This window comes from Pantoea sp. UYEF8 (assembly GCF_040546285.1).
GTDB classification, from domain to species: domain Bacteria; phylum Pseudomonadota; class Gammaproteobacteria; order Enterobacterales; family Enterobacteriaceae; genus Pantoea; species Pantoea brenneri.
In genome coordinates this window covers 197,273-211,645 of the sequence record NZ_JBEPNM010000001.1, presented here as the reverse complement: position 1 = coordinate 211,645, position 14,373 = coordinate 197,273, and the positions used below count along the sequence as shown (strand labels likewise).

General features: G+C 61.2%; 15 protein-coding genes. All 15 read left to right on the top strand.

The features are described 5' to 3' along the window. The first annotated feature begins 3 nt into the window (after nucleotides 1-3). The 15 genes from ABIB18_RS01085 (at nucleotide 4) to ABIB18_RS01015 (ending at nucleotide 14,303) form a co-directional block, all read left to right on the top strand. On the top strand, nucleotides 4-261 hold the full coding sequence (locus ABIB18_RS01085) for a phosphopantetheine-binding protein (RefSeq protein ID WP_031377675.1): 258 nt from the start codon (nucleotides 4-6) through the stop codon (nucleotides 259-261). A gap of 16 nt (nucleotides 262-277) precedes the next feature. Then, nucleotides 278-532: an acyl carrier protein gene (locus ABIB18_RS01080; protein ID WP_031377674.1), complete on the top strand. Its 255-nt coding sequence runs from the start codon at nucleotides 278-280 to the stop codon at nucleotides 530-532. A 6-nt stretch (nucleotides 533-538) separates the two neighbouring features. Beyond that, on the top strand, nucleotides 539-1,099 hold the full coding sequence (locus ABIB18_RS01075) for a COG4648 family protein (RefSeq protein WP_089561060.1): 561 nt from the start codon (nucleotides 539-541) through the stop codon (nucleotides 1,097-1,099). Further along, the gene (locus ABIB18_RS01070; protein WP_354473518.1) at nucleotides 1,096-2,415 is read left to right on the top strand and encodes a class I adenylate-forming enzyme family protein; all 1,320 of its coding nucleotides are present in this window, start codon (nucleotides 1,096-1,098) and stop codon (nucleotides 2,413-2,415) included. Before ABIB18_RS01075 ends, ABIB18_RS01070 begins: the two co-directional genes overlap by 4 nt. Continuing rightward, a complete protein-coding gene (locus tag ABIB18_RS01065; RefSeq protein ID WP_354473517.1) occupies nucleotides 2,402-2,749 on the top strand; it encodes a 3-hydroxyacyl-ACP dehydratase FabZ family protein in 348 nt (115 codons plus the stop codon). The genes ABIB18_RS01070 and ABIB18_RS01065 overlap by 14 nt, the downstream gene beginning before the upstream one ends. Further along, on the top strand, nucleotides 2,743-4,452 hold the full coding sequence (locus tag ABIB18_RS01060) for a glycosyltransferase family 2 protein (RefSeq protein ID WP_354473516.1): 1,710 nt from the start codon (nucleotides 2,743-2,745) through the stop codon (nucleotides 4,450-4,452). Before ABIB18_RS01065 ends, ABIB18_RS01060 begins: the two co-directional genes overlap by 7 nt. Continuing rightward, nucleotides 4,445-4,858, top strand: coding sequence for an acyl-CoA thioesterase (locus ABIB18_RS01055; RefSeq protein ID WP_069728149.1), 414 nt, complete (start codon nucleotides 4,445-4,447; stop codon nucleotides 4,856-4,858). The genes ABIB18_RS01060 and ABIB18_RS01055 overlap by 8 nt, the downstream gene beginning before the upstream one ends. Beyond that, on the top strand, nucleotides 4,852-5,460 hold the full coding sequence (locus ABIB18_RS01050; RefSeq protein WP_069728150.1) for a LolA family protein: 609 nt from the start codon (nucleotides 4,852-4,854) through the stop codon (nucleotides 5,458-5,460). The genes ABIB18_RS01055 and ABIB18_RS01050 overlap by 7 nt, the downstream gene beginning before the upstream one ends. Beyond that, on the top strand, nucleotides 5,447-7,753 hold the full coding sequence (locus ABIB18_RS01045; protein WP_354473515.1) for an MMPL family transporter: 2,307 nt from the start codon (nucleotides 5,447-5,449) through the stop codon (nucleotides 7,751-7,753). The genes ABIB18_RS01050 and ABIB18_RS01045 overlap by 14 nt, the downstream gene beginning before the upstream one ends. After that, entirely contained in the window at nucleotides 7,750-8,322 is a 573-nt protein-coding gene (locus tag ABIB18_RS01040) for a DUF3261 domain-containing protein (protein WP_031376529.1), read from the top strand. Before ABIB18_RS01045 ends, ABIB18_RS01040 begins: the two co-directional genes overlap by 4 nt. After that, a complete protein-coding gene (locus tag ABIB18_RS01035; RefSeq protein WP_089561055.1) occupies nucleotides 8,319-9,479 on the top strand; it encodes a beta-ketoacyl-[acyl-carrier-protein] synthase family protein in 1,161 nt (386 codons plus the stop codon). The genes ABIB18_RS01040 and ABIB18_RS01035 overlap by 4 nt, the downstream gene beginning before the upstream one ends. Then, nucleotides 9,469-9,945, top strand: coding sequence for a hotdog family protein (locus tag ABIB18_RS01030; protein WP_354473677.1), 477 nt, complete (start codon nucleotides 9,469-9,471; stop codon nucleotides 9,943-9,945). Before ABIB18_RS01035 ends, ABIB18_RS01030 begins: the two co-directional genes overlap by 11 nt. Then, nucleotides 9,942-10,673: a 3-ketoacyl-ACP reductase FabG2 gene (locus ABIB18_RS01025; RefSeq protein WP_354473513.1), complete on the top strand. Its 732-nt coding sequence runs from the start codon at nucleotides 9,942-9,944 to the stop codon at nucleotides 10,671-10,673. Before ABIB18_RS01030 ends, ABIB18_RS01025 begins: the two co-directional genes overlap by 4 nt. Continuing rightward, on the top strand, nucleotides 10,670-11,905 hold the full coding sequence (locus ABIB18_RS01020) for a beta-ketoacyl-ACP synthase (protein WP_354473512.1): 1,236 nt from the start codon (nucleotides 10,670-10,672) through the stop codon (nucleotides 11,903-11,905). Before ABIB18_RS01025 ends, ABIB18_RS01020 begins: the two co-directional genes overlap by 4 nt. Before the next feature lie 175 nt (nucleotides 11,906-12,080). Continuing rightward, nucleotides 12,081-14,303 carry a TonB-dependent receptor gene (locus ABIB18_RS01015; protein WP_354473511.1) on the top strand — a complete coding sequence of 741 codons (2,223 nt, stop codon included), beginning with the start codon at nucleotides 12,081-12,083 and terminating at the stop codon, nucleotides 14,301-14,303. The last annotated feature ends 70 nt before the right edge of the window (nucleotides 14,304-14,373 follow it).

Here is a 14,373-nt window from a genome sequence, read left to right as displayed (position 1 = left end):
GGTATGGACTCATTAATCAACGATATCAAACAGATGATTATCGACACCCTCAACCTGGAAGATATCCGTCCCGATGATATCGACACCGAGGCCCCGCTGTTTGGCGAGGGGCTGGGGCTGGATTCAATCGATGCGCTTGAACTCGGTCTGGCGGTAAAAAATCGTTACGGTGTGGCCCTCTCCGCCGAGAGTGAAACCCTGCGCGCGCACTTCTTCTCTGTTGCCTCTCTGGCCGCGTTTGTTGATCAACAACGCGCCTGAACGCTGAGACAAAATTATGATGACCCAAGACCAGATATACCAGGAAGTTGCGTCACTGCTGACCAGCCTGTTTGAAATTGATGCGGCTGAGATTCATCCGGAGGCGCGTCTGTATGAAGATCTCGAACTCGACAGCATTGATGCGGTTGATATGGTGGTTCACCTGCAGAAACGTACCGGCCGTAAAATTAAACCGGAAACCTTCCGCGCGGTGCGTACCGTGCAGGATGTGGTGGATGCGGTTGAACAACTGATGCGCGAAGACGCCTGATCCGCCGTGCTTGCCGCCCTCCGACTGCTGAATCTGCTCACTCTGCTGGCCTGGCCGCTGCTGGTCTGGCTGGCGCTGACGCAACCGCGCTGGCAAGGGCTGTTCTGGCTGCTGGCGCTGCTGTTTGGCTTGCGCTGGCAGGTGCTGCGGCGCCAGCACAATGCGCTGAGTCACGTGATGGGCTGGCTGGCGCTGGCGGGCGCGCTGCTGTGTATCAGCAGCCAGTTACTGCGCAGTCAGCATCTGCTGTTGTGGTATCCGCTGGCGGTGAATCTGGCGATGCTGCTGGTGTTTGGCTCCTCGCTGTGGAGTGCCATGCCGCTGGTGGAACGCATCGCGCGGCTGCGTGAACCGCATCTGCCGCTCGCGGCGGTGCGCTACACCCGGCGTGTTACCCAACTGTGGTGCCTGTTTTTTATCGGCAACGGCAGCATGGCGCTGGTGACCTGCCTGCTGGGCGATCTGCGGCTGTGGACGCTGTGGAACGGCGCGATCAGCTACCTGTTGATCGGCACCCTGATGGCGGGGGAGTGGCTGGTGCGTCAGCGGGTGAGGCGAAAAGCATGAAGGTAGCCGAATGGCTGAGCGGGCCCGAACGCGAAGTCGCGTGGCGCGGCGATCGGCCGTTAATGCTCAGCACTATGCGTGCGCAGGTGCGGGCGCTGAGTCAGCGTCTGGCCGCCGACCCCGGGATGCGCTGGGCGCTCTGCTTCGATGACAGCTACCGTTTTTGCGTGGCGCTGCTGGCCTGCTGGTACGCCGGTAAAACCCCGGTGTTGCCGGGGCACTGTCGCGCCGCGCTGCTCAATGAGATGCGCGATCGGCTGGATGGCGTTATCGCCGATATGCCGCTGAGCCTCGACCTGCCGCTCTGGCACTGCGACGATGCGGAAGCGCCAGGCATCCTGCCACCGCTGTCGGCGCAGGCCGGGCTGGTGCTTTACACCTCCGGCTCCACCGGTGCGCCACGTCAGGTAGTGAAATCACTAGCGGTAATGGAGCAGGAAACCCGCTGGCTGATCGATCTGTGGGGCACGCCTCTGCAACAGTGTCGGATTATCGCCTCGGTCAGTCATCAGCATCTGTATGGTTTATCGTTTCGCATTTTTTTGCCGATGGCGCTTGGCTTGCCGTTTGCCGCGCAGCCGGTGTTTTATGGCGAACAGGTGGCGCAACTGACGCGTCAATGGCGCTACGCCTTTATCAGCAGCCCGGCGTTTTTATCCCGGCTGGATGACGGACTCGATGCGCCCGACTGCGCGCTGATCGTCTCGGCCGGTGGCGCACTGCCGTGGTCTGATGCCGCACGCGTCCGGCAACGATTCGGCTGCCCGGTCAGCGAGATTTACGGCAGCACCGAAACCGGGGTGATCGCTGCACGGCAGTTTGACCGGCCCGACGCGGCCTGGCGCTGTATGCCCCAGGTCAGACTGGCAGCCGTCACGCCCGACCGCTGGCAGGTCTGGTCGCCGCTGATCGCCGGATCTGACGGCTGGCGGCTTGACGATCGTCTGCTGATGCAGCCGGACGGCCAGTTTCAGCTGGCGGGACGCCACGATCGGATTGTCAAAATCGGCGATAAGCGCGTCTCGCTGAGTGAGGTTGAACGGCGTCTGTTAAGCCTGCCGGAAATCACTGATGCGGCGGCGCTGGCGGTGACGCGACAGGGACGACAGGCGATTGGCGTGGTGGTGGCGCTCAACGCTGTGCTGGATGACGCCGCGCTGCATCAGCACAAGCAGCAGTGGAAACGACAGCTGCAGCAGTGGCTGGAACCGCTGGCGATACCGCGCTACTGGCGGGTGGTCGCCGCCATTCCGGTGACCAGCCAAAGCAAACGCGCCTGGCTGCAAATTGAGGAGCTTTTCGATGTTGCCGATTGAACGCAATCGCCTGCTGCAGGATAACAGCGTCACGCTGACGCTACAGATTGATGCCAGCCTGTTCTGGTTTCAGGGCCATTTTCCCACTTTACCGATTCTGCCCGGTGTCGCCCAGCTCGACTGGGTTATGCACTACGGCGTCGGCATTCTGGCGCCCGGCAAACAGTTTGCCGCCATTGATAACATCAAATTCCAGCAGCCGGTGCCGCCCGATTCGCTGCTGCAACTGCGTCTTGACTGGGATGCGGAAAAATCACGCCTCAGTTTTCGCTACTGTCTGCTGGGTGAGGGCACGGAGCAGAGCGCCAGCAGCGGGAAAATTACGCTGTGTTAGGGGCGACATTCTCTCCCTGCGTGGTGATCCCGTGTTACAACCACGGGGCGATGATGGCCTCGGTGCTGACGCGGCTGGCACCGTTTAATTTACCGGTGATCGTTGTTGATGACGGCAGCGATGCCGCCACTCAGCTCCAGCTGGCGACGCTGCACGCCCCGCAGCTCAGCGTGCTGCGTCTCGACAGCAATCAGGGTAAAGGCGCAGCAGTGATCCACGGCCTGCGTGCCGCCGCCGCACGGGGCTTTACCCACGCGGTACAGATCGACGCTGACGGCCAGCATCAGGCAGAAGACCTGCCGCTGATGCTGGCCGAAGCGCAGCGCTATCCTGACTGGCTGATCTCCGGTCAGCCGCTGTATGACGATTCGATTCCCAAATCACGCCTCTATGGCCGCTACATCACCCATTTCTGGGTCTGGGTTGAGACGCTGTCGCTGTCGATCCGCGACAGCATGTGTGGCTTCCGAGTCTACCCGCTGGCGCCGGCGCTGGCGTTGTGCGATCGCCGCGCGATCGGCCAGCGAATGGATTTCGACACCGAGATCATGGTCCGGCTCTACTGGCAGGGCACCCGCAGCCGCTTTATTTCCACCCGGGTGACCTATCCGGCCAGTGGTTTGTCGCACTTTGATGCGCTCTATGACAACCTGCGCATCTCCTGGATGCATACCCGACTCTTTTTCGGCATGCTGCCGCGAATCCCGCGTCTGCTGGCGATGCGCCGGCAGACAGCTCACTGGTCGGCCGAACCGGAACGCCGCGGGCAGTGGGGATTACGTCTGATGCTGGCGGTCTATCGCTACGGCGGCCGCCTGCCGTTTATGCTGTTGTTATGGCCGGTGGTGGCGGTCTACTGGCTGAGTGGACAGCGTGCCCGTCGCGCCTCGCAGCAGTGGCTAAGCCAGGTTCGTCTGATTGCGCAGCAGCGGCAGATTTCCCTGCCTGCGCTGCTCAACAGCTACCGTCATTTTCTGCGTTTTGCCGGGGCGATGCTGGATAAAGTTGCCAGCTGGCGGGGCGATCTTCACTGGGGGCGCGATATCGATTTTGCACCCGGTGCCGAAGCGGTGATCCGCATGCCGTCGCCGCAGGGCAAGCTGATTCTGGCCTCGCACCTTGGCGACATTGAAGCCTGTCGCGCCATGGCTCAGCAGGTGAGCGGGCTGGTCATCAATGCGCTGGTGTTTACCGACAATGCTCAGCGCTTTCGCGCGGTGCTGGAAACCATTGCACCGCAGGCCGGAGTAAACCTGATGCCGGTTAGCGATATCGGCCCGGATACCGCCATTCTGCTGCAGCAAAAGCTGGATGCTGGCGAATGGGTGGCGATTGTCGGCGATCGCACCGCGGTTAATCGCCAGCGCGGTGGCGAACGCCGGGTGATCTGGAGTGAGTTTCTTGGCCGGGCTGCGCCGTTTCCTCAGGGACCGTTTGTGCTGGCTGCCGCTTTACGCTGCCCGGTACTGCTGATGTTTGCCCTGCGTCAGCAGGGTAAATTGCGCATTCATTGCGAAGCGTTCGCTGACCCGCTGCTGCTGCCGCGGGCACAACGACAGCAGGCGCTGCAGCAGGCGGTCGATCGCTATGCGGCGCGGCTGGCGCACTACGCGCTGCTGGCCCCGCTTGACTGGTTTAACTTTTTCGATTTCTGGACGCTGCCTGATTCGCAGACCTGCCACAAGGAGTCCGACCATGCCTGAACATCGTGCTGAAATAGCGCTGACCGTCTCCTTTCACGACTGCGACCCGATGGGCGTGGTCTGGCACGGTAACTACTTTCGCTATTTTGAGCAGGCACGCGAAGCGTTACTGCGCAGCATCAACTACAGCTACGCCGAGATGGCCGCCAGCGGCTACGTCTGGCCGGTGGTCGATACCCGGGTGAAATACCGTCAGCCGCTGCGCTGTGAAGAGACCATCTCGGTCAGCGCGCGCATTACTGAGTATGAAAATCGCCTGCGCATTGACTACGAGGTCCGTAACGCGGCCGGTCAGATCACCACCAAAGCACATACGCTGCAGGTGGCGGTGGAGCAGGCGACCCAGGCGCTCTGCTTTGTCTCACCAGACATTTTACTGGAACGTTTAGGAGTGAAGGGATGCTAAAAGTAATGCTTACCGGCCTGCTGTTGTGGGCCAGCGCTGCCAGCGCGGTGACGCTCGACCAGCTGCAGCAGCGATTTGCCAGCCAGCCGGTGATCCGTGCCGATTTTACCCAGACCCGAAACATTGCCGGGATGCGTCAGCCGCTGGTGTCGCATGGACAGATGCTGATCGCCCGCCAACAGGGTCTGTGGTGGCATCAGCAGACGCCGTTTGTGATGACACTGCTGCTGGATGATAAGCGCATGGTGCAGAGCCTGAGCGGTCAGCCGCCGCAGGTCATCACGGCCGACAGCAATCCGCAGATGTTCCAGTTTAACCATTTGCTGCGCGCGCTGTTTCAGGCCGACCAGAAGGTGCTGAATGAAAACTTCCGGGTCGATTTCAGCGATGGCGGTAACGGCCACTGGACGCTGAGCCTGACGCCGAAAGCCGCGCCGCTGAACAAAATTTTCAACCGCATCGACCTCGCGGGCAGCGAGTTTCTGGAGCGGATCGACCTTGATGATAAGCAGGGCGATCGGACGCAGATCCTGTTAAGCCATACCCGGATTGAGCCGTCGCAGTTAAGCGATGAGGAGCAGGCGCGTTTTGCCGGGCCGTAACGCACGCCGGTTGGCCGCACTGTGGATTGCGTTCTGCCTGCTGCTGGCGGTGGCGCTGACGCTATTGCTGCCGCGCAGCCAGCTCAACAGCAGCGTGCTGGCCTTGCTGCCGCAGCAGAATCTGGGCGCGGCCCCGCCTGCGCTACAGCAGGCTTTTTTACAGCGGCTGGATCGCCAGCTGGTGTGGCTGGTGTCACCGGGTCCGACTGACGATCCGCAGGTGGCGGCATGGTGGCTGTCACAACTGCGCGCCTTGCCGGCACTGAAACAGGTGCAGGGCGATCTCGATGCGCAGCAGCAGCAACAGTGGGGACGCTTTGCCTGGCAACATCGTAACGGCCTGATCGATGACGCGACCCGCAACCGGCTACAGGACGGCGGCAACGCCCAGGCGGACTGGCAGCTGGCGCAGCTCTTCTCTGCCTTTTCCGGCGTCGGCAGCAAAGAGCTGCAGGGCGATCCGCTGATGCTGGTGCGCGGATCGCAGCTGGCGTTGCAGCAGAATGCCGATCGCATGATGCTCCATAACGGCTGGCTGACGGCGCAGGATCGGCAGGGACAGCGCTGGTATTTTCTGCATGGCGAACTGGCTACTAACGCCTTCAGCCTGCAGCAAAGTCACGCGCTGGTCAGCCAGCTCAATGCGCTGGAGCAGCAGCTGAAAAGCCGCTTTCCGCAGGCGAAATTACTGACCCGCGGCACGGTACTGTTCAGCGATGACGCCAGCCAGCGCGCGCAGCACGACGTAAAAACCCTCGGCAGCCTGACGCTGGGCGGGGTACTGCTGCTGGTGCTGCTGGTGTTCCGTTCGCTGCGGCCGCTGCTGCTGTGCATCACCTCCATCGCGATCGGGGCGATGGCGGGAACGGTCATCACGCTGATCTGTTTCGGTGAACTGCACCTGATGACGCTGGTAATGAGCCTGAGCATCGTCGGTATCTCGGCCGATTACACGCTCTACTATCTGACTGAACGGATGGTTCACGGCGGTGAACAGACGCCGTGGCAGAGCCTGCACAAAGTGCGCGGCACCTTACTGTTAGCGCTGGCAACCACCGCTATCGCCTGGCTGCTGATGCTGCTGGCCCCGTTTCCGGGCCTGCGTCAGCTGGCGGTGTTTGCCGCCAGCGGCTTAACCGCCTCCTGCCTGACGGTGATCCTGCTCTATCCGTGGCTGGTGCGCGGTTTGCCGGTGCGTCCGGTGCCGTTGATGGTACCGCTGGCCCGCTGGCTGGCGGCGTGGCGACGTCAGCGCGGATTGCGGGTTGGATTACCGCTGGCCGTGGCGGTGTTTGCCGTGACGGGCATCGCGCAGCTGCGGGTTGATGATGATATCGCCCACCTGCAAAGCGCCCCGGCGCGTCTGCTGGAACAGGATCGTCAGCTGGCGGCCTTAACCGGTCAGCGCGCCGACCAGACCTGGTTTGTGGTCTGGGGAGACGACGCGCAGCAGACCCTGCAACGGCTGGCCCGGCTGGCACCGGATCTGCAACAGGCGCAGCAGCAGGGCTGGCTGCAGCGCTATCGGCTGTTACCTTTACGTTCGCTGATGCAGCAGCAACAGGATCTGAAACTGCTGCGTCAGGCGGCGCCGACTATCGCCACACGGCTGCAGCAGGCGGGGATTACGCTGCCCGCGCCGGATCTCAGTGCAATGCCGGTTACGCCACAAGCCTGGCTCGCCAGTCCGTTAAGCGAAGGCTGGCGTCTGTTGTGGCTGACCCTGCCTGACGGACGCAGCGGTGTGCTGATACCGACCAGCGGGGTAAAAAACAGCCCCGCGCTCAATGCGCTGGCGCAACGTCACACCGGCGTGAGCTGGATCGACCGTAAAGCCAGTTACGATACGCTGTTTAGCTTCTGGCGCACCCTGCTGAGTGGCTTGCTGATGCTGGCGCTGGCGCTAATCGCCCTGAGTTTTGTGCTGCGTCTTGGGCTCCGGGCAGGACTGCGCAGCGCGCTGCCCTCGCTGCTATCGCTGGCGGCGGCACTGGCGACGCTCGGCTGGATTGGGGCCTCGCTCAATCTGTTTGCGCTACTGGCGCTGATTCTGGTGCTGGGGATTGGAATTAACTACAGCCTGTTTTTCAGCAACCCCCAGGGCACGCCGCTGACCTCCTTACTGGCGGTCTCGCTGGCGATGATCACCACCTTATTAACTCTGGGCATGCTGGTCTTCAGCAGCACCAGTGCGATTGCCAGTTTTGGTACGGTATTGTGCAGCGGCATTTTTACCGCCTTTTTGCTGTCGCCGCTGGCGATGCGACCCACCCGATCGAGGAGCAAACGATGATGCGCGCCGCCCTGATTTTGTTGACCAGCCTGCTGCTGACTGCCTGCGCGCAGCAGGCACCGGACAACAGCCGTCCTACCGCCTGGCTCAAGCCGGGCGTGCAGATCACGCTGCCGCCGCCCGGCATTCAGCCCGCTTTTCAGCAGCAGCAGTTGCTGACCGGTCAGGTAAAGGGCCGGAGCCAGTCGCTGCTGGTACTGCTGAGCGCCGATCAACAACAGATTAAGCTGGCGGGCCTATCGTCGGTCGGGATTCGTCTGTTTAGCCTGCGCTACGATGGCCAGGGTATTCACACCGAGCAGCTGATGCCATTGCCACAGCTGCCGCCCGCCAGTCAGGTGCTGGCGGACATCATGCTCAGCTACTGGCCGATTGAGGCCTGGCGTAAACAGTTGCCGCCAGGCTGGACCCTGCAGGATCAGCCGTTAAAGCGCCAGCTCAGGGATGCCGATAACCAGCTGGTGACCGAAATTGATTATCTGCAACGCGGCAACCAGCGTCAGCCGATCGCTATTCAGCAGCATGCGTTTGGCTATCTGATCCGCATTCAACATCTGGACGCTTCATGATTTACATCTCTGCCATGGGCATGCTTAACGCTCTGGGTAATGACAACCAACAGATTGCTGCCAACCTCAGCAACGGCGTTGCGCCGGGTATGCAGCTGTGTCACGGCTGGCTGAACGGCGACAAAGCCTGCTGGCTCGGCCGGGTCGACGGCGAGCTGCCAGCGGTGCCGTCGGCGTTCAGTGCCCACAACACCCGTAATAATCAACTGCTACTGGCGGCGCTGGCGCAGATCCGTCCGGCACTTGACCTGGCGATAACGCGTTACGGCAGCGAGCGGGTTGCGATTGTACTGGGCACCAGCACCTCCGGCGTCGACGAAGGTGATCGTCAGGTGCGTGGCGAACTGGCTGCGTACCATTACCAGATGCAGGAGCTGGGCGATCCGTCGCGCTTTCTGGCGCACTATCTGGCGCTCAATGGGCCGGCCTACACCATTTCAACCGCCTGTTCCTCCAGCGCCCGCGCCATTATCAGCGGACAACGGCTGATTGCCGCCGGTCTGGCTGATGTGGCGCTGGTCGGCGGTGCCGATTCGCTGAGCCGGATGCCGATTAATGGATTCGACAGCCTGGCCTCGCTGTCCGGCCGCCGCTGCGCGCCCTTTAGCCGGGACCGCGATGGGATTTCAATCGGAGAAGGCGCGGCACTGATGCTGCTGACGCGTGAACCTCAGCCGCTGGCGCTACTGGGCGCGGGCGAATCGTCGGATGCCTGGCATATGTCCGCCCCGCATCCGGAGGGGGAAGGGGCGGAACGGGCAATGCGCATGGCGCTGCAACAGGCCGGCCTCACGCCGCAGCAGCTTGGCTACATCAACCTGCACGGCACCGCGACGCCGCTGAACGATCAGATGGAGGCGGCAGTCATCCAGCGTGTCACGGGCAACAGCGTGCCCTGCAGTTCGACCAAGCACCTGACCGGCCATACCCTGGGAGCCGCCGGGGTCTGTGAAGCTGCGCTCAGCGCGCTGATACTGCAGCAAAACCTGCTGCTGCCGGCGCAGGACTTTAGCTGTGCCGCGCGGGATGAGACGCTGCCTGACTGCGGTTTGCTGACTGAGCCGCAGGCGCTGCAGCGGCCGGTGATCGCCTCGAACTCATTCGCCTTTGGCGGCAATAACACCTGTCTGATAGTAGGACGTCATGATGTTGATTAATTCACCTGCCGCCGTCTGGCTGCCGCACGGTTTGCCGATGATGCTGCTTGATCAGCTGATTGCGGTAACTGATGAGCAGGTTCACTGTCAGGTATCGACCTGCCGCACCGGCGTACTGGCGCCGTTCCTGACGCCACAGGGTGAATTACCGGCGTGGTTTGGCGTCGAAATCATGGCCCAGACGGTTGGCGTATGGTCGGGCTGGCACGCCAGCCAGCGCGGCGTCACCCTGATCCCACCCGGTATGCTGCTGGGCGGACGCGGCTGGAAAGCGCATCAGCCTCGCTTTCCGGCTGACGCCACGCTGGATATCACCATGGCCCTGCTGATGCGCGACGATCGCATGGGCAGTTTTGAGGGCGAAATTTGCCACGGCGCACAGCGATTAGCCAGCGGGCGTCTCAACACATATCAACCCAATGAAGCAGAGTTACAGCAACTGATGTCACAAGGAAAACAGCCATGACAGCTTCCGTTTTGGTGACCGGCGCCAGTAAAGGCATTGGTCGCGCGATTGCGCTGCGCCTCGCCGGGGATGGTTATCAGATCATCGTACATTTTAACCGCGATCGGGCGGGGGCAGAGCAGACGCTGCAACAGCTAACGGCGGCGGGTGGCAGCGGCCGACTGCTGGGCTTTGATGTAGCCGACCGGAAGGCGGCTCGCGCCGCGCTGGAGAGCGACATCGAACAGCACGGTGCCTATTACGGCGTGGTCAGCAACGCCGGTATCAGCCGTGACGCAGCATTTCCCGCGCTGACTGATGATGAATGGGACAGCGTCATTCACACCAACCTCGACAGTTTTTATAACGTGATTCAGCCCTGCGTCATGCCGATGATCGGACTGCGGCGCGGCGGGCGGATCATCACGCTTTCGTCGGTGTCGGGGATGATGGGCAATCGCGGTCAGGTCAACTACAGCGCGGCCAAAGCTGGCATTATCGGCGCGACTAAAGCGCTGGCAATCGAACTGGCGAAACGCAAGATTACCGTCAACTGCATCGCCCCAGGCCTGATTGATACCGGGATGGAGGGACTGGAACCGCAGGTGATCGATGAAGCGATGAAGATCATTCCGATGAAGCGGATGGGCGGAGCAGAAGAGGTGGCCGGGCTGGCCAGTTATCTGATGTCTGACATCGCCGGCTACGTGACCCGACAGGTGATCTCAATTAATGGAGGCATGCTGTGATCCAGCGCGTAGTGGTAACCGGCATGGGCGGCGTGACCGCCTTTGGTGAAAGCTGGTCGCAGGTCTCGGCGCGTATTCGCGCTGGCCGCAATGCGGTGCGCTTTATGCCGGAATGGCAGATTTATCATGGCCTGCATACATTATTAGGCGCACCGGTGGATGACTTTGTGCTGCCTGCGCACTACACCCGCAAACGCATTCGCGCCATGGGCCGCGTCTCGCTGCTGGCGACGCGCGCCACCGAGCTGGCGCTGACCCAGGCGGGGCTGATCGATCATCCGGTATTAACCAGCGGTGATAGCGGTATCGCCTACGGCTCCTCGACCGGCAGCACCGGCCCGGTTAGTGAGTTCGCCACCATGCTGACCGAGAAGCATACCAACAATATTACCGGCACCACCTATGTGCAGATGATGCCGCACACCACCGCCGTCAATGCCGGGCTGTTTTTCGGCCTGCGCGGTCGGGTGATCCCCACCTCCAGCGCCTGCACCTCCGGCAGCCAGGCGATTGGCTATGCGTGGGAGGCCATTCGTCACGGTTACCAGACGGTGATGGTCGCGGGCGGGGCGGAAGAGCTTTGTCCGTCGGAAGCGGCGGTGTTTGACACCCTGTTTGCCACCAGCCAGCGCAATGATGCGCCGCACACCACGCCAGCGCCGTTCGATCAACAGCGTGATGGCCTGGTGATTGGCGAGGGTGCTGGCACGCTGATCCTCGAATCGCTGGAGCATGCCCAGGCGCGTGGTGCCACCATCTACGCTGAGCTGACCGGCTTTCACACCAACTGCGACGCGGCCCACATCACCCAGCCGCAGCGTGAAACCATGCAGGTCTGCATCGAGCGGGCGCTGCAAAGCGCCGGGATTGAGCCAGCTCAGATCGGTTATATCAATGCCCACGGCACGGCGACCGAGCGCGGCGACATGGCCGAGAGCCTGGCGACCGCCGCGGTGTTTGGCGCGACCACGCCGATCTCATCACTGAAATCCTACTTCGGCCATACGCTGGGAGCCTGTGGCGCGCTGGAGGCGTGGATGAGCATTGAGATGATGCGTGAGGGCTGGTTCGCCCCGACGCTTAATCTTTCGCAACCGGCTGACAGCTGCGGCGCGCTGGATTACATCATGGCTGAGCCACGGCAGATTGAGACTGACTACATCCAGAGCAATAACTTCGCCTTTGGCGGCATCAATACCTCTCTGATCTTCAAACGCTGGCGCGGCGTCTGATCCGCTGCCCATGCCGCTTGGGCATGGGCATTCTGCCTTCGCCATACCGCGGCTGTTCCCGTCTGTTTATTGCCTGGGCTGACTGCTGATTTTGCTTGCAATTGGCAACACCCTGCGCATAATCGCAAACCGCAATAATAATGATTCTCAGTCTAATTCAAATCAGGGAACAACCATGCGTCAGCGCCTTTTAACCCCAGGATGTAAACCGACACTGCTGGCAATGCTGATCGGTGCCAGCTGTCTGCCCGTGATGGCGGCAACCCCAGCCTCATCTGCCGCTCCGCGTGATGCCGCGCAGGACGCCAGCCAAAGCGGACAAACCATGACGGTAACCGCCAGCGCCGACGATGACTTTACGCCGGGCGGCGATCAACCGGTCCCGGCTTATCTGGAAGGGCAGGTTGCCCACGGCGGCCGGCTTGGCATGCTGGGTGAGCAAAAGGCAATGGATGTGCCGTTCAACGTTATCGGCTTTACCGCAAAAATGATTGAGGATCAGCAGGCCAAAACTATCGCTGATGTGGTGCGGAATGATGCCGGCGTGCAGAACGTCAAAGGCTACGGCAACTTCGCCGAAAGCTATCGTATCCGCGGCTTCCTGCTGGATGGCGATGATATGACCTATGGCGGCTTGCCGGGCGTGGTGCCGCGTCAGGTGATGGATGCCTCGCTGGTGGATCGGGTCGAAATTTTCAAAGGCGCTAACAGCCTGCTAAACGGCGCGGCCAGCAGCGGGGTCGGCGGCATTATCAACCTTGAGCCTAAACATGCCGGCGCTACGCCGCAGGTGCGAGTGGGTGTGGATTACACTTCCGATGCGCAGATTGGCACAACGGTGGATGCGGGACGCCGGTTTGGTGATAACGACCAGTTTGGCGTGCGGGTTAACCTGGTGCATCGTGAGGGTGAAACCGGGGTGGATGATGAGAAAAAGCGTACCACCGCCGCCTCAATCGGTCTCGACTACCACGGTGACCGGTTACGCACTTCGCTGGATGTTGGCTACCAGAAAAAGACCTTCCATGACGGTTTGCAGGGCATCAACATTAGCGGCGTCGATTTTCTTCCCGCCGTGCCGTCCAACTCGCGCAACTACAGCCAGAAATGGGTCTACAGCGACATGGAGTCGGAGTTTGGTATTGCCCGGGCGGAATACGATCTCAGCGATCGCTGGACCGCGTATGCCGGTTTAGGCGCGCAGCATGCCCATGAAACCGGTAACTACGGCACGCCAAAGCTGCTTAACCGTGAAGGCGACGCCACCATCAGTACCTTCAATACCAACCGCGTGCAGGACAACATGAGCGGCATGGTCGGGCTGCGCGGCAATTTCGATACCGGCTTTATTTCGCACAAGGTCAACGTTGGTTATTCCGCGCTGACCACCAATGCGAAAAATGCCTACAACATGTCGCTGACCAGTGCGAACACCAACATCTATCATCCGGATGACGTTGCCGCGCCGCCGGCGAACTTTGCCGGCGGAAACTTCTCCGATCCGCTGACCACTGCACGTTCGCGCACCCAGGGCTATCTGCTGAGCGACACGCTGGGCCTGTTTGATGATTCGCTGCTGCTGACGGTCGGCGCGCGCCATCAGAAAGTGTGGGTGCGTAACTACAACTACAACAGTGGCGCAGAGGATACCGCGTCACGCTACACCAATAGCCGCTGGATGCCGACCTATGGCGTGGTCTACAAGCCGTGGCAGTCGATTTCACTGTATGCCAACCATACCGAAGCGCTGCAGCCAGGCGCGGTCGCGCCGCGTAATGATACGGTAACCAATCCGGGTGCCATCACCGGCATCGCCCATTCAAAACAGAATGAAGTTGGGGTGAAAGGGGATTTCGGTCGAATCGGCGGCACGCTTTCGCTGTTTGAGATTAAAAAACCGTCGGGGATGATTGGCGCGGATGGGGCGTATGGCATGAACGGGGAGCAGCGACATCGCGGCATTGAAACCAACCTGTTTGGCGAGCCGGTATTAGGCTTCCGCCTTAACGCCAGCGCTACCTGGCTGGATCCGGTGATGACCAAAACCTCCGGCGGCACCTATGACGGCAAACAGGCGGTGGGGGTGCCACGTGACAACTACACGCTGGGAGCCGAATATGATATCAAACCGCTGGACGGGTTGACCGCTACCGCGCTGATCACCCATACCGGTTCACAGTGGGCTGATGCGGCGAACAGTAAAAAAATCGACAGCTATACCACACTGGATCTCGGACTGCGTTACCGCACCCGGCTCAACCAGAATGAGATGGTGTGGCGCGTCGGGGTCGAAAACGTGACCAATGAGAAGTACTGGGCCAACGTTGATGATACCGGCACTTATCTGTCGCAGGGCGATGGCCGCACGCTGAAAGTCGGGGTCACCTACGACTTCTGATCGGCGTGGCTGAAAGGATAACGGAGCGCAGCACGCGCTCCGTTTTTTTTTCGGGCGAAAGAACCGGACG

Excerpts from the sequence above, each read along its gene's own strand:
- ABIB18_RS01085 (WP_031377675.1), top strand. The coding sequence starts at position 4 with ATGGACTCATTAATCAACGATATCAAACAGATGATTATCGACACCCTC.
- ABIB18_RS01080 (WP_031377674.1), top strand. The coding sequence starts at position 278 with ATGATGACCCAAGACCAGATATACCAGGAAGTTGCGTCACTGCTGACC.
- ABIB18_RS01070 (WP_354473518.1), top strand. The coding sequence starts at position 1,096 with ATGAAGGTAGCCGAATGGCTGAGCGGGCCCGAACGCGAAGTCGCGTGG.
- ABIB18_RS01065 (WP_354473517.1), top strand. The coding sequence starts at position 2,402 with ATGTTGCCGATTGAACGCAATCGCCTGCTGCAGGATAACAGCGTCACG.
- ABIB18_RS01055 (WP_069728149.1), top strand. The coding sequence starts at position 4,445 with ATGCCTGAACATCGTGCTGAAATAGCGCTGACCGTCTCCTTTCACGAC.
- ABIB18_RS01050 (WP_069728150.1), top strand. The coding sequence starts at position 4,852 with ATGCTAAAAGTAATGCTTACCGGCCTGCTGTTGTGGGCCAGCGCTGCC.
- ABIB18_RS01040 (WP_031376529.1), top strand. The coding sequence starts at position 7,750 with ATGATGCGCGCCGCCCTGATTTTGTTGACCAGCCTGCTGCTGACTGCC.
- ABIB18_RS01035 (WP_089561055.1), top strand. The coding sequence starts at position 8,319 with ATGATTTACATCTCTGCCATGGGCATGCTTAACGCTCTGGGTAATGAC.
- ABIB18_RS01030 (WP_354473677.1), top strand. The coding sequence starts at position 9,469 with ATGTTGATTAATTCACCTGCCGCCGTCTGGCTGCCGCACGGTTTGCCG.
- ABIB18_RS01025 (WP_354473513.1), top strand. The coding sequence starts at position 9,942 with ATGACAGCTTCCGTTTTGGTGACCGGCGCCAGTAAAGGCATTGGTCGC.
- ABIB18_RS01015 (WP_354473511.1), top strand. The coding sequence starts at position 12,081 with ATGCGTCAGCGCCTTTTAACCCCAGGATGTAAACCGACACTGCTGGCA.